We start from the raw sequence: 15,470 nt of genomic DNA on the forward strand, positions 1-15,470 counted from the left end.
TCAGCCGCCGAGCCGCCCGGTCAGCACGCGCCCGATCTCGGCGGATGCCTGACGTGTCGTCATGTCGGCGTGCGCGCAGTCCACCGGGTGGACCACCACCTCGCCGGAGGTGAGCCGCTCCCAGGTGGGCGGCTTGGGCGCCCCCGCCGCCTCGGTACGCCCCGCGACGAACAGGAGCACGTCGCCGTCGCCCAGCGGCTCGGCCCGGTAACTCTCGCCGATCCGCTGGTTGTTGAGCAGGACGTCGACCAGGGCCGCCGAGGACTTCTCGTCGAGGTCGGCGAGCTCGGGATAGGCCGAGCGCAGGATCTCCAGGGCCTGTGCGCGGGGCGACCCGTCGACGTCACGGGCCTCGGATGCGGACTCGGGCAGGATGCCCAGGCCCGCCAGCACCTCGATCAGCGCCTCGCGCTCGCTGCGCCCGGCCGGAGCGGCCGGACCGTCGCTCCAGTCGGGGTAGGCGTCCAGCACGGCCAGCAACTCGACCTCGTCGCCCTGCGCCCGCAGCTCGGCCGCGACCGCCGCGGCGACCATACCGCCGAACGACCAGCCCAGCAGCCGGTACGGCCCTGCGGGCTGCACGGAGCGGATCCGTGCCAGGTAGTCCGCCGCCATCTCACCGATGCTGCATGGGAGTTGTCCGGTTCCGTCGAGGCCGCGGGCCTGCAGAGCGTACACCGGAACCTGCGCCGGAAGGTACGGCAGCAGGTTCGCGTAGCTCCAGCCGACGGCGAGACCCGGGTGCACGCAGAACAGCGGGAGCTCCGTGCCGGCGGCGCGCAGCGGCAGCAGCGGGGCGAGCGCCCGTTCCCTGCCGGCCGCGTCGAGGCGCTCGGCGAGGCGCTCGGCGAGGGCGGCGACGGTCGGGGCGTCGAACAGCGCCCGGATCGGGACCTCGACGCCGAGCTCGGCCCGGATCCGGCTGACCAGGCGGGTCACCAGCAGTGAATGGCCGCCCAGGGCGAAGAAGTTGTCGTCGATGCCGACGCTCTCCAGGCCGAGGATCTCGGCGAAGAGTCCGGCGAGCGTGTGCTCCCGCTCGGTGCGGGGTGCGCGGCCCTCGACGAGCGCGGAGAAGTCCGGTGCCGGCAGCGCGCGTCGGTCCAGCTTGCCGTTCGGGTTCAGCGGCAGCGCGTCCAGCAGGACGAACGCCGACGGCACCATGTACTCCGGCAGGGCGGCGGCGACGTGAGCCCTCAGCTCTGCCGGGTCCACGGCTCTGCTGCACACCGCGTACGCCGTGATCCGCTGGTCGCCGGGCCGGTCCTCACGGACCAGCACCGCGGCCTGGACGACGCCCGGATGCCCGGTCAGGACGGACTCGATCTCACCGAGCTCGATCCGGAAACCACGCACCTTCACCTGACTGTCGGAACGGCCCAGATAGTCGATCTGCCCGTCCGGCGTCCACCGCACCACATCACCCGTGCGATACATCCGCGCACCCGGCTCCCCGAACGGATCCGGCAGGAACCGCTCCGCCGTCAGATCCGGACGGTTCAGATACCCCCGCGCCAACCCGCCACCCGCGATGAACAACTCACCCGCAACACCCGGCGGCACCAAACCCAACCGCGCATCCAGCACATACACCCGGGTGTTGCTCAACGGCCGGCCGATCGGCGGCGCCGCATCGACCGCGTCATCCGTGTACCAGGCGGTGGCATACACCGTCGCCTCCGTCGGACCGTAGACGTTCGCCACCGTCGCACCCGGCGCAGCCGCCCGGATCACGTTCAACGTGTGCGCCGACAACCCCTCACCGGCCAACACCACCATCCGGGCGTCCAGCTCCACCTGCCCCTGACCCACCAGATGCGCCACCGCCGACGGCACACCACTCACCAGACTCCCGCTCCACCGGGGAACCTCCAGCAGCGCCAGCACATCACGCACCACCTCGATCCGCCCACCACACAGCAAGGGACCGAACATCTCGAACACCGACACATCGAAGTTCAGCGAGGTCGACGCCAGCACATGCGACAACCGCTCCCGCCCGATCTCCGCCACCGCCCACGCGACCAGACCCACCACACTCCGATGCGCCACCACCACACCCTTCGGCCGACCCGTCGACCCCGAGGTATAGATCACGTACGCCGGATGCTCCGGCAGCAGGTCGGGACGGTTCGGGGGCGTGCCGACCTGGCCGTCGATCTCCGCTGCGGTCGCCGGGTCGTCCAGCACCACGACCGGCACGCCGGCCACCAGGTCGGCCGTCGAGGCGAGTGTCAGGGCGAGGGCGGGTGCGGCGTCGGAGAGCATGTACGCGATCCGGTCCGCCGGGTACTCCGGGTCCACCGGCAGATACGCCGCCCCCGACTTCAGCACCGCCAGCACCGCCACCACCATCTCCACCGACCTCGGCAGAGACAACGCGACAAGGTCCTCCGGACCCACCCCACGACCCACCAACAACCGCGCCAACCGATTCGCCCGGGCATCCAACTCCGCATAACTCAGCCCGACACCACCCGACACCACCGCCACCGCACCCGGCGACCGACCGACCTGCGCCTCGAACAACCCCGGCACCGTCCCCGCCGACACCTCCAACACCGTGTCGTTACGCACCACCAACAGCTCACGCCGCTCCGCGCCCGACAACAACTCCACCCCACCGACCCGCACATCCGGATCGGCCAACACCACCTCCAACAACCGCACCAACCGCCCCACCAACGCCTCGACCGTCGACCGGTCGAACAGCTCCGTCGCATACTCGACGCTGCCGCCGAGACCGGCCCGGCCCTCGTCGGAGAAGGTGAACGAGAGGTCGAACTTGGCTCCCTCGCCCACCTCGGCGAGCGGTTCGGCCGTGAGGCCCGGCAGGTCGAGGGTGCCGACGGTGCCGGCGCTCTCGGCGAAGTTCAGCATCACCTGGAACAGCGGGTGCCGGTTCATCGAGCGGACCGGGTTGAGCACCTCCACCAGCCGCTCGAACGGCACGTCCTGATGCGCGAACGCCGCCAGATCCGCATCCCGGGCACGGCCGACCAGCTCCCGGAACGTCGGATCACCCGACACGTCCGTCCGCAGCACCAACGTGTTCACGAAGAAGCCCACGAGGTCGTCCAGCGCCTCGTCGGTGCGGCCCGCGATCGGTGTCCCGAACGGGATGTCCGAGCCCGCACCGAGCCGGGACAGCAGCGCCGCCACCGCCGCCTGCACCACCATGAACACCGTCGCCCCGCACTCCCGGGCCAAGGTGGTCATCGCGCGCTGGGCGTCCTGCCCCAGCCGGAACTCGACCGTCTCCCCGCGGTGACCGGACTCCGCCGGCCTCGGACGGTCGGTCGGCAGCGCCAGCTCGGGCGGCAGGCCGGCCAGGGTCGCGCGCCAGAAGTCGAGTTGGGCCGAGACCAGGCTGTCCGGGTCGTCCTCCTCGCCCAGCAGCTCCCGCTGCCACAACGTGTAGTCCGCGTACTGCACCGGCAGGCCGTCCCAGTCCGGCGCACGGTCCTCGGAGCGGGCGGCGTACGCGGTCCGGAGATCGCGGGAGAGCGGCACCAGCGACCAACCATCGGCGACGATGTGGTGCAGCACCAGCATCAGCACGTACTCGTCCTCGCCCGCCTCGAACAGCCAGGCCCGCACCGGCAGGTCCGCCGTCACGTCGAAGGCGTGTCCGGCCGCCGCGGCGACCGCACCTTCGTCGGTGCCGGCCACCACCTCCAGCAGCTCACCCACCTCCGCCGGCGACAGCACCCGCTGGAACGGCACGCCGTCGATCTCCGGGAACACCGTCCGCAGGCTCTCGTGCCGCCCGACGAGGTCTCGCAGCGCCAGCCGCAGCGCCGGCACGTCCACCCGGCCCGAGAGCCGCAGCCCGATCGGGATGTTGTAGGTCGACGACGGGCCCTCGAAACGGTTCAGGAACCACAACCGCTGCTGCGCGAACGACAGCGGCACGGTCGCGGGCCGCTCACGCTTCCGGAGGCCGCCGCGCGCTCCCCCGGCCTCGTCGAGGCGCTCGGCGAGGGCGGCGACGGTCGGGGCGTCGAACAGCGCCCGGATCGGGACCTCGACGCCGAGCTCGGCCCGGATCCGGCTGACCAGGCGGGTCACCAGCAGTGAATGGCCGCCCAGGGCGAAGAAGTTGTCGTCGATGCCGACGCTCTCCAGGCCGAGGATCTCGGCGAAGAGCGCGGCGAGCGTGTGCTCCCGCTCGGTGCGGGGTGCGCGGCCCTCGACGAGCGCGGAGAAGTCCGGTGCCGGCAGCGCGCGTCGGTCCAGCTTGCCGTTCGGGTTCAGCGGCAGCGCGTCCAGCAGGACGAACGCCGACGGCACCATGTACTCCGGCAGGGCGGCGGCGACGTGAGCCCTCAGCTCTGCCGGGTCCACGGCTCTGCTGCACACCGCGTACGCCGTGATCCGCTGGTCGCCGGGCCGGTCCTCACGGACCAGCACCGCGGCCTGGACGACGCCCGGATGCCCGGTCAGGACGGACTCGATCTCACCGAGCTCGATCCGGAAACCACGCACCTTCACCTGACTGTCGGAACGGCCCAGATAGTCGATCTGCCCGTCCGGCGTCCACCGCACCACATCACCCGTGCGATACATCCGCGCACCCGGCTCCCCGAACGGATCCGGCAGGAACCGCTCCGCCGTCAGATCCGGACGGTTCAGATACCCCCGCGCCAACCCGCCACCCGCGATGAACAACTCACCCGCAACACCCGGCGGCACCAAACCCAACCGCGCATCCAGCACATACACCCGGGTGTTGCTCAACGGCCGGCCGATCGGCGGCGCCGCATCGACCGCGTCATCCGTGTACCAGGCGGTGGCATACACCGTCGCCTCCGTCGGACCGTAGATGTTCGCCACCGTCGCACCCGGCGCAGCCGCCCGGATCACGTTCAACGTGTGCGCCGACAGCCCCTCACCGGCCAACACCACCATCCGGGCGTCCAGCTCCACCTGCCCCTGACCCACCAGATGCGCCACCGCCGACGGCACACCACTCACCAGACTCCCACTCCACCGGGGAACCTCCAGCAGCGCCAACACATCACGCACCACCTCGATCCGCCCACCACACAGCAACGGACCGAACATCTCGAACACCGACACATCGAAGTTCAGCGAGGTCGACGCCAGCACACGCGACAACCGCTCCCGCCCGATCTCCGCCACCGCCCACGCGACCAGACCCACCACACTCCGATGCGCCACCACCACACCCTTCGGCCGACCCGTCGACCCCGAGGTATAGATCACGTACGCCGGATGCTCCGGCAGCAGGACACCGTTGCGCTCGGCGTCGGTCAGCGGTGTGTCCGGGAGGCAGGCCAGAACCGCGAGGGTCTCCGCGCTGTCCAGCAGGAGCCGGTCGCCGTCGATCGCGACCTCCGAGGAGGTGACGACCAGGGCGGGTGCGGCGTCGGAGAGCATGTACGCGATCCGGTCCGCCGGGTACTCCGGGTCCACCGGCAGATACGCCGCCCCCGACTTCAGCACCGCCAGCACCGCCACCACCATCTCCACCGACCTCGGCAGAGACAACGCGACAAGGTCCTCCGGACCCACCCCACGACCCACCAACAACCGCGCCAACCGGTTCGCCCGGGCATCCAACTCGGCATAACTCAGCCCGACACCACCCGACACCACCGCCACCGCACCCGGCGACCGACCGACCTGCGCCTCGAACAACCCCGGCACCGTCCCCGCCGACACCTCCAACACCGTGTCGTTACGCACCACCAACAGCTCACGCCGCTCCGCGCCCGACAACAACTCCACCCCACCGACCCGCACATCCGGATCGGCCAACACCCCCTCCAACAACAGCACCAACCGCCCCACCAACGCCTCGACCGTCGACCGGTCGAACAGCTCCGTCGCATACTCCAGGACCGCCGGCAACTCACCGTCCTGATCGCCACTCGCCGACCCGCCGAAGGCGAAGGCGAGGTCGAACTTGGCGCTCCGGCCGTCGGCGACGACCGGTTCGGCCGTGAGTCCGGGCAGGGCGAGGTCGCCGTCGGTGGCGTTGTCGTTGAAGGAGATCATCACCTGGAACAGCGGGTGCCAGGCCATCGAGCGGACCGGGTTGAGCACCTCCACCAGCCGCTCGAACGGAACGTCCTGATGCGCGAACGCCGCCAGGTCCGCATCCCGGGCACGGCCGACCAGCTCCCGGAACGTCGGATCACCCGACACGTCCGTCCGCAGCACCAGCGTGTTCACGAAGAAACCGACCAGGTCGTCCAGTGCCACGTCGGTACGGCCCGCGATCGGCGTGCCGAGGGGGATGTCCGGACCGGCGCCCAGGCGGGACAGCAGCGCCGCCACCGCCGCCTGCACCACCATGAACACCGTCGCCCCGCACTCCCGCGCGAAGGTGTTCAGGGCAGCGTTGAGCTCGGCGTCGAGGCTGAACTCGACCACCTCGCCGTGGTGGCCGGCCTCCGTCGGCCTGGTGCGGTCGGTGGGGAGGGCCATCAGTTCCGGCAGGTCGGCCAGGGTCGCGCGCCAGAAGTCGAGTTGGGCCGAGACCAGGCTGTCCGGGTCGTCCTCCTCGCCCAGCAGCTCCCGCTGCCACAACGTGTAGTCCGCGTACTGCACCGGCAGGCCGTCCCACTCGGGGGCATGGCCCGTCACCCGGGCGGCGTACGCCGTACGGAGGTCGCGGGCCAGCGGGAGCATCGACCAGCCGTCGGCGGCGATGTGGTGCAGCACGATCAGCAGCACCGCCTCCTCGGCGCCCGTCTCGAACAGCCAGGCCCGCAGCGGCAGGTCCGCCGTCACGTCGAAGCCGTACTCCGCCGCTGCGGTCACGGACTCCTCGTCGGCCCCGGCGACGACCTCCAGGAGGTCGCCGACCTGCGTCAGCGGCAGCACCTGCTGGAACGGCACGCCCTCGGCCTCGGGGAACACCGTCCGCAGGCTCTCGTGCCGCCCGACGAGGTCTCGCAGCGCCAGCCGCAGCGCCGGCACGTCCACCCGGCCCGAGAGCCGCAGCCCGATCGGGATGTTGTAGGTCGACGACGGGCCCTCGAAACGGTTCAGGAACCACAACCGCTGCTGCGCGAACGACAGCGGCAGTCGGGCCGGGCGCTCACGGACCGCGAGCGCGGTGCGAGCACCCCGGGCCGTCGTCGTGATCCAGGCGTCCAGTGCGGCGACCGTCCCGGCCTCGAACAGGGCGCGGATCGGAAGCTCCACCCCGAGCTCGGCCCGTACCCGGCTGACCAGGCGGGTCACCAGCAGTGAATGGCCGCCCAGGGTGAAGAAGTTGTCGTCGATGCCGACGCCGTCCAGGCCGAGGACCTCGCCGAACAGCGCGCACAGCACGCGTTCCCGGCCGGTCCGGGGCGTGCGGCCGGCCGCCACCAGCGAGTGGTCCGGGGCCGGCAGGGCCCGCCGGTCGAGCTTGCCGTGCACGGTCAGCGGGAAGGCGTCGAGCAGGACGAAGGCCGACGGCACCATGTACTCCGGCAGCGACCGGGCGACGTGCGCCCGCAGTTCGGCCGGCTCCACCTCGGCGCTCGGGACCGCACTCGGGACCGCGCTCGGGACCAGGTAGGCGACCAGGCGCGGATCACCGGGCTGGTCCTCGCGTACGACCACCGCGGTCTGGGCAACCGCCGGGTGGCGGGCCAGGACGGCCTCGATCTCGCCGAGTTCGATCCGGAAGCCGCGGATCTTCACCTGGTCGTCGGCCCGGCCCAGGTACTCCAGGGCGCCGGCGGAGTTCCAGCGGACCACGTCACCCGTGCGGTACATCCGTGTGCCCGCCGCACCGAACGGGTCCGGCAGGAACCGCTCCGCGGTCAGGTCGGGACGGTTCAGATAGCCGCGCGCCAGACCCTCACCCGCGAGGTACAACTCCCCCTGCACGCCCGCAGGCACCAGCCGCAGGTCACCGTCCAGGACGTAGCCCCGGGTGTTGTCCAGCGGCCGACCGATCACCGGCGTCTCCGACACCGCGAGCGAGCAGGCCACCGCGTCCACCGTGCACTCGGTGGGCCCGTAGTAGTTCAGACTCACCGTCCGCTCCGCGGCCCGCAGTTCGGTCCACAGGTCGGCGCCGACCGCCTCGCCGCCCGCCATCACCAGCGCCGGGACGTGCTCGCGGTCGTCGGCGAGCAGCCCTTCGGTGAGGAGGACGGACAGGTAGGACGGGGTGAGGTCGAGGAAGTCCAGCCGGTGCTCGGCCACGTAGCGCACCAGGGCGGCGGCGTCGAGTCGGACGTCGTCCGCGACGACGTGGAGCCGGTGTCCGGCGACGAGGCAGCAGAGGGCGTCGAGCGAGGTGTCGAAGGTGATCCCGGCGACCAGGCCCACCGGAACGCCCGTCCGGTCGCCCAAGTGCGGCTCGATGAGCGTACGCCGATGGGTGTGGAACAGATCCGCCAGACTCCGGTGCTCGACCACCACACCCTTGGGCCGACCGGTCGAACCCGAGGTGTAGATCACGTACGCCGGATGCTCCGGCAACAACTCCCGCTCGACGGAAGTCAGATCGGAGCCGTCCCGCGCACCCACCGCCACGGCCGTCACCGGATCGTCCAGCACCAGCACCGGCACCGCCGCACCGTCCAGCACCCCCGCCGACGAACCGACCGCCAACGCCAGCACCGGCCCGGCATCCGCCAGCATGAACCCGACCCGCTCCGCCGGATGCGACGGATCCAACGGCAGATACGCCGCCCCCGACTTCAGCACCGCCAGCAGACCCACCAGCAGATCCGTCGTCCGCGGCAGCACCAACGCCACACACCGCTCCGGCCCCGCACCACGCGCCACCAACTCCCGCGCCAACCGGTTCGCCCGCACGTTCAACTCACCGAACGACAGCTCACCGTCAACCGCGACCACCGCCACCGCATCCGGCGACAACCCGACCTGACGCTCGAACACCTCACCGAACAACGCCCCATCGGCAGCCACCGACGAACCGTTCCACTCCCCCAACAACCGGGACCGCTCCGCCCCCTCCACCAACTCCACCGCACCGACCCGGACATCCGGATCCCCCACCACCGCCGCCAGCAACCGCACGAACCGCGCCACCAACACCTCGGCCGTCGACCGCTCGAACAGATCGGAGGAGAACTCCACAGTCCCGGCGAGGCTCTGGCCGGCCTGCTCGACGAAGCCGAAGGACAGGTCGAACTTGGCGGTGGCCGCCCCGGGCTCCCACGGCTCCACGTGCAGTCCGGGCAGCTCCAGCCGGTCGGCGACGGCGCCCTCGTCGAAGGTCAGCATCACCTGGAACAGCGGATGGTGCGACATCGAACGCGCCGGGTTGAGCACCTCCACCAGCCGCTCGAACGGCACGTCCTGATGCGCGAACGCCGCCAGGTCCGTGTCCCGGGCACGGCCGACCAGCTCCCGGAAGGTCGGGTCACCGGAGACGTCCGTCCGCAGCACCAGCGTGTTCACGAAGAACCCCACGAGGTCGTCCAGCGCCTCGTCCGTCCGGCCGGCCACCGGTGTCCCGAGGGGGATGTCCGGGCCCGCACCCAGACGGGAGAGGAGCGCGGCCACCGCGGCCTGCACCACCATGAACACCGTCGCCCCGGACTCCCGCGCCAGCGCGGTGAGGGCCTGGTGGACGTCGGCGTCGAGCGTGAACTCGATCAGCTCGCCTCGGCTGCCCGACTCCGACGGCCGGGGGCGGTCCGCCGGCAGCTCCAGGAGCTCGGGCGAGCCCGCGAGGGTCGAGCGCCAGAAGTCGAGCTGGGCGGAGATCAGGCTGTCCGGGTCCGACTCCTCGCCCAGCAGGCGGCGTTGCCAGAGCGTGTAGTCGGCGTACTGAACCGGCAGTTCGGCCCACCCGGGCAGGTCGTTCACCGCCCGGGCCGCGTAGGCCGCCTGGAGGTCGCGGGCCAGCGGAAGCATCGACCAACCGTCGGCGGCGATGTGGTGCAGCACGATCAGCAGTACCGACTCGTCGGCGCCCGTCTCGAACAGCCACACCCGGATCGGCAGGTCCACCGTCACGTCGAAGGAGCACGCCGCGGCCTCGGCCACCGCCGCCTCGTCCGCGCCGGGCACGACGGTGAGAAGCCCGTCGAGATCGATCGGCGCGATCAGCCGCTGGGACGGAACACCGTCGGCCTCGGGGAAGACCGTCCGCAGGCTCTCGTGCCGCACCACCACGTCCCGCAGCGCCAGCCGCAGCGCGGCCACGTCGACCCGGCCCGAGAGCCGCAGCCCGACCGGGATGTTGTAGGTCGAGGAGGGGCCCTCGAAACGGTTCAGGAACCACAGCCGCTGCTGCGCGAACGACAACGGCACTTCGGCGGGCCGCTCCTGGCGGCCCAGGGCGGCCCGCGCCCCGGCGGCGTCGCCGAGCCGATCGGCCAGGCCCGCGACGGTGGCGGCCTCGAAGAGGGCGCGGATCGGGAGCTCGACACCGAGCTCGGCCCGGATCCGGCTGACCAGGCGGGTCACCAAGAGCGAGTGGCCGCCGAGGGCGAAGAAGTTGTCGTCGATGCCGACCTTCTCCACACCCAGGACCTCGCCGAACAGCGCGCACAGCACCCGCTCGCGCCCGTTGCGCGGCGCACGGCCGGCCGCCGAGGGCGAGAACTCCGGCGCGGGCAGCGCCCGGCGGTCCAGCTTGCCGTGCGCCGTCAGCGGCAGCTCCGCCAGCAGGACGAAGGCCGACGGCACCATGTACTCGGGCAGGGCTCGGGCGGTGTGGGCGCGCAGTTCCGCCTCGGCCACCTCGGCGGTGGTGACGAGGTACGCCACCAGCCCGGGGTCACCCGGCCGGTCCTCCCGGACCGTCACGCAGACCTGGCCGACGGCCGGGTGGCGGGCCAGGACGGCCTCGATCTCGCCGAGTTCGATCCGGAAGCCGCGGATCTTCACCTGGTCGTCGGCCCGGCCCAGGTACTCCAGGGCGCCGGCGGAGTTCCAGCGGACCACGTCACCCGTGCGGTACATCCGCGTGCCCGCCGCACCGAACGGGTCCGGCAGGAACCGCTCCGCCGTCAGGTCGGGACGGTTCAGATAGCCGCGCGCCAGACCCTCACCCGCGAGGAACAACTCCCCCGGCACACCCGCAGGCACCAGCCGCAGGTCACCGTCCAGGACGTAGCCCCGGGTGTTGTCCAGCGGCCGACCGATCACCGGCGTCTCCGACACCGCGAACGAGCAGGCCACCGCGTCCACGGTGCACTCGGTGGGCCCGTAGTAGTTCAGACTCACCGTCCGCTCCGCGGCCCGCAGTTGAGACCACAGCTCCGGTCCGGTGGCCTCGCCTCCGACGGAGAGGACGGCGGGGACGTGCTCCCGCTCGTCGGCGAGCAGGCCTTCGGCGAGGAGGACGGACAGGTAGGACGGGGTGAGGTCGAGGAAGTCCAGCCGGTGGTCGACCACGTAGCGGGCCAGGGCGGTCGCGTCCAGGCGGGTCCCGTCCGAGATCAGGTGCAGTTCGTGGCCCGCGAGCAGGAAGCAGAGGGCGTCGAGCGAGGTGTCGAAGGTGATCCCGGCGACCAGGCCCACCGGAACGCCCGTCCGGTCGCCCAAGTGCGGCTCGACGAGCGTACGCCGATGGGTGTGGAACAGATCCGCCAGACTCCGGTGCTCGACCACCACACCCTTGGGCCGACCGGTCGAACCCGAGGTGTAGATCACATACGCCGGATGCTCCGGCAACAACTCCCGCTCGACGGACGTCAGATCGGAGCCGTCCCGCGCACCCACCGCCACGGCCGTCACCGGATCGTCCAGCACCAGCACCGGCACCGCCGCACCGTCCAGCACCCCCGCCGACGAACCGACCGCCAACGCCAGCACCGGCCCGGCATCCGCCAGCATGAACCCGACCCGCTCCGCCGGATGCGACGGATCCAACGGCAGATACGCCGCCCCCGACTTCAGCACCGCCAGCAGACCCACCAGCAGATCCGTCGTCCGCGGCAGCACCAACGCCACACACCGCTCCGGCCCCGCACCACGCGCCACCAACTCCCGCGCCAACCGGTTCGCCCGCACGTTCAACTCACCGAACGACAGCTCACCGTCAACCGCGACCACCGCCACCGCATCCGGCGACAACCCGACCTGACGCTCGAACACCTCACCGAACAACGCCCCATCGGCAGCCACCGACGAACCGTTCCACTCCCCCAACAACCGGGACCGCTCCGCCCCCTCCACCAACTCCACCGCACCGACCCGGACATCCGGATCCCCCACCACCACCGCCAGCAACCGCACGAACCGCGCCACCAACACCTCGGCCGTCGACCGCTCGAACAGATCGGCCGAGTACTCGACGCTGGCGTCCAGGCCTGCGCCCGCGCGGTCCGAGAAGCCGAAGGACAGGTCGAACTTCGCGGTGCCCCCGACCGTCGACAGCGGGGCGACCTCGATGCCGGGAAGGTCCAGGCCGGCCGCCACCTCGCCGTCGTCGAAGGTCAGCATCACCTGGAACAGCGGATGCCGGGACATCGAACGGGCCGGGTTGAGCACTTCGACCAGCCGCTCGAACGGCACGTCCTGGTGCGCGAACGCCGCCAGGTCGGCCGTCCGGACCCGGCCCACCAGCTCCCGGAACGTCGGATCACCCGACACGTCCGTCCGCAGCACCAGCGTGTTCACGAAGAAGCCCACGAGGTCGTCCAGCGCCTCGTCCGTCCGGCCGGCCACGGGCGTGCCGAGGGGGATGTCCGGGCCCGCACCAAGACGCGACAGCAGCGCGGCCACCGCGGCCTGCACCACCATGAACACCGTCGCCCCGGACTCCCGCGCCAGCGCGGTCACGCCCGCGAACACCGCGTCGTCCAGCCGGAACTGGACCAGCCCGCCCGCACCACCGGGCTCGGCCGGCCGCATCCGGTCCGCCGGCAGCGCGAGCTCGGCCGGCAGATCCGCCAACGCGGTGCTCCAGAACCCGAGTTGGCGGGCGAGCAGGCTCGCCGGGTCGCTCTCCTCGCCCAGCAGCTCCTGCTGCCAGAGGGTGTAGTCGGCGTACTGCACCGGCAGTTCGTCCCACTCCGGCGCGGCGCCGCCCAGCCGGGCCGCGTACGCCGTCCCGAGGTCCCGCGCGAGGGGTGCCAGGGACCAGCCGTCGGCGGCGATGTGGTGCAGCACGATCAGCAGCACCGACTCGTCGACGCCCGTCTCGAACAGCCACACCCGGATCGGCAGGTCCACCGTCACGTCGAAGGAGCACGCCGCGGCCTCGGCCACCGCCGCCTCGTCCGCGCCGGCCACCACCGTCAGCAGCTCGCCGATCTGCGTCAGCGACTCGACCCGCTGGAACGGCACACCGCCGACCTCGGGGAACACCGTCCGCAGGCTCTCGTGCCGCCCGACCAGGTCGGACAGCGCCAGCCGCAGCGCGGCCACGTCGACCCGGCCCGAGAGCCGCAGCGCCACCGGGATGTTGTACGTCGAGGAGGGGCCCTCGAAACGGTTCAGGAACCACAGCCGCTGCTGCGCGAACGACAACGGCACCACGGTCGGACGCTCTCCTTCCCGCAGTCCGTCGCGGGCGTCCTCGGCGGCGCCGATCCGGCCGGCGAGGGCGGCGACCGTCGACGCCTCGAAGACCGTGCGGATCGCCAGCTCGACACCGAGCTCGATCCGGATCCGGCTGACCAGCTTCGTCACGAGCAGCGAGTGGCCGCCCAGTGCGAAGAAGTCGTCGTCGACGGCGACGTGGGTCAGGCCCAGGACGTCGGCGAACAGGCCGCACAGGACCCGCTCGATCTCCGAGCTCGGCTCCCGGCCCTCGGAGACCCACTCGGCCGCGGGTTGCGGAAGGCTGCGCCGGTCGAGCTTGCCGTGGGCCGTCAGCGGCAGCTCCGCCAGCAGGACGAAGGCCGACGGCACCATGTACTCGGGCAGCGCCTGGGCGGCGTGCTTGCGCAGGACGTCGGCGGCCGGGGCGGTGTGCCCGGGGACCACGTACGCGACCAGGCGGCGGTCGCCGGGGGTGTCCTCGCGGACGATCACGACGGCCTCGCGGACGTCGGGGTGGGCGGCCAACGCGGCCTGGATCTCACCGAGTTCGATCCGGTAGCCACGGATCTTCACCTGGTCGTCGGCCCGGCCCACGGACTCCAGGGTGCCGTCGGGGAGGCGGCGGGCCAGGTCACCGGAGCGGTAGAGCCGGGAACCGGGTACGCCGAACGGGTTGGGGACGAAACGCTCGGCCGTCAGCGCGGCCCGGTCGAGGTAGCCGCGGGCGACCCCGCGTCCGCTGACGTGCACCTCGCCGACCACGCCGACCGGCACCAGCCGGCCGTACGCGTCCAGCAGGTGCACACCGAGGTCCGGCAGCGGGCCACCGATCGGGCTGGCGGACGGCGTCGCGAGGTCGGCGGCCGTGAGGCGGTGGAAGGTGGTGTGGACGGTGGTCTCGGTGATCCCGTACATGTTGATCAGCGCGGGCGCGTCCAGCCCGAGCCGTCCGGCCCACGGTGCGAGCTCGGCGAGCTCCAGCTTCTCGCCGCCGAACACCACGTGCCGCAGCGCGAGTTCACCGATCCTCGGGTCGCCGGCACCGGCCAGACCGACCAGCGAACGGAACGCGGACGGCGTCTGGCTGAGCATCGTGACCTGCTCGATGACCAGCAGGTCGAGGAAGTCCTCGGGCGAACGGGCCACGTCGAACGGCACCACCACCACCCGGCCACCGAACAGCAGCGCACCCCACAACTCCCAGACGGAGAAGTCGAACGCGTACGAGTGGAACAGCGACCACACGTCGTTCGGGCCGGGGTGGAACGACTGCTCCGCGGCCGTGAACAGGCCCACCACGTTGGCGTGCGACAGCGTGACGCCCTTGGGCCGTCCGGTGGAGCCGGAGGTGTAGATCACATACACCGCGTTGTCCGGCGACACGGCCGTGTCCAGGTCGGCGGACGGCAGCTGCGCGACCTCCTCGGCGACCTCCTCCAGCACCACCACCGGACCGCCCCACACCGAGGCCACCAGCCCCGCGTGCGCCGACTGCGTCACCACACACGCCAACGCGGCATCGGACGCCATGTACGCCAACCGCTCCGCCGGGTACGCCGGATCCAACGGCACATACGCACCACCGGCCTTCAGCACCGCCAGCAGCGTCACCACCAGCTCGAACCCACGCTCCAGACACACCCCCACCAGCGCCTCCGGCCCCACCCCGAGACCCCGCAACCGCCACGCCAACCGGTTCGCCCGCGCGTTCAGCTCCCCGTACGACAGCGACACCCCCTCGAACGACACCGCCACCGCATCCGGGGCGCAACCCACCTGCCGCTCGAACACCTCATGCACACACAGCCCCTCCCAGACACCGACCGCACCCACGATCGGCCGGTCGACGACCGCCAGCTCGGCGGCGTCGAGCAGTGCGACCTCGCCGACCCGCGCGTCGGGGCCTGCCACAACGGCTGCCAGCAGCCGCTGGAACCACTCCACCAGCCGTTCGGCGGTCGACCGGTCGAACAGGTCGGCCGAGTACTCGACGCCGGCGTCCAGACCTGCGCCCGCGCGGTCCGAGA

Annotated in this window: 1 protein-coding gene (running past one end of the window); it reads right to left on the reverse strand. The window is 71.7% G+C overall.

Annotated features, from left to right (window positions below; all coding sequences use genetic code 11):
• Positions 1-15,470, reverse strand: partial view of a non-ribosomal peptide synthase/polyketide synthase gene (locus OG871_RS07485; protein WP_371495232.1) — the 3' portion only. It continues 1,144 nt past the right edge of the window; only the last 15,470 of its 16,614 coding nucleotides appear in the window; its start codon lies beyond the right edge, outside the window; it ends in the stop codon at positions 1-3.

The sequence above is a fragment of the Kitasatospora sp. NBC_00374 genome, from assembly GCF_041434935.1.
GTDB lineage: Bacteria > Actinomycetota > Actinomycetes > Streptomycetales > Streptomycetaceae > Kitasatospora.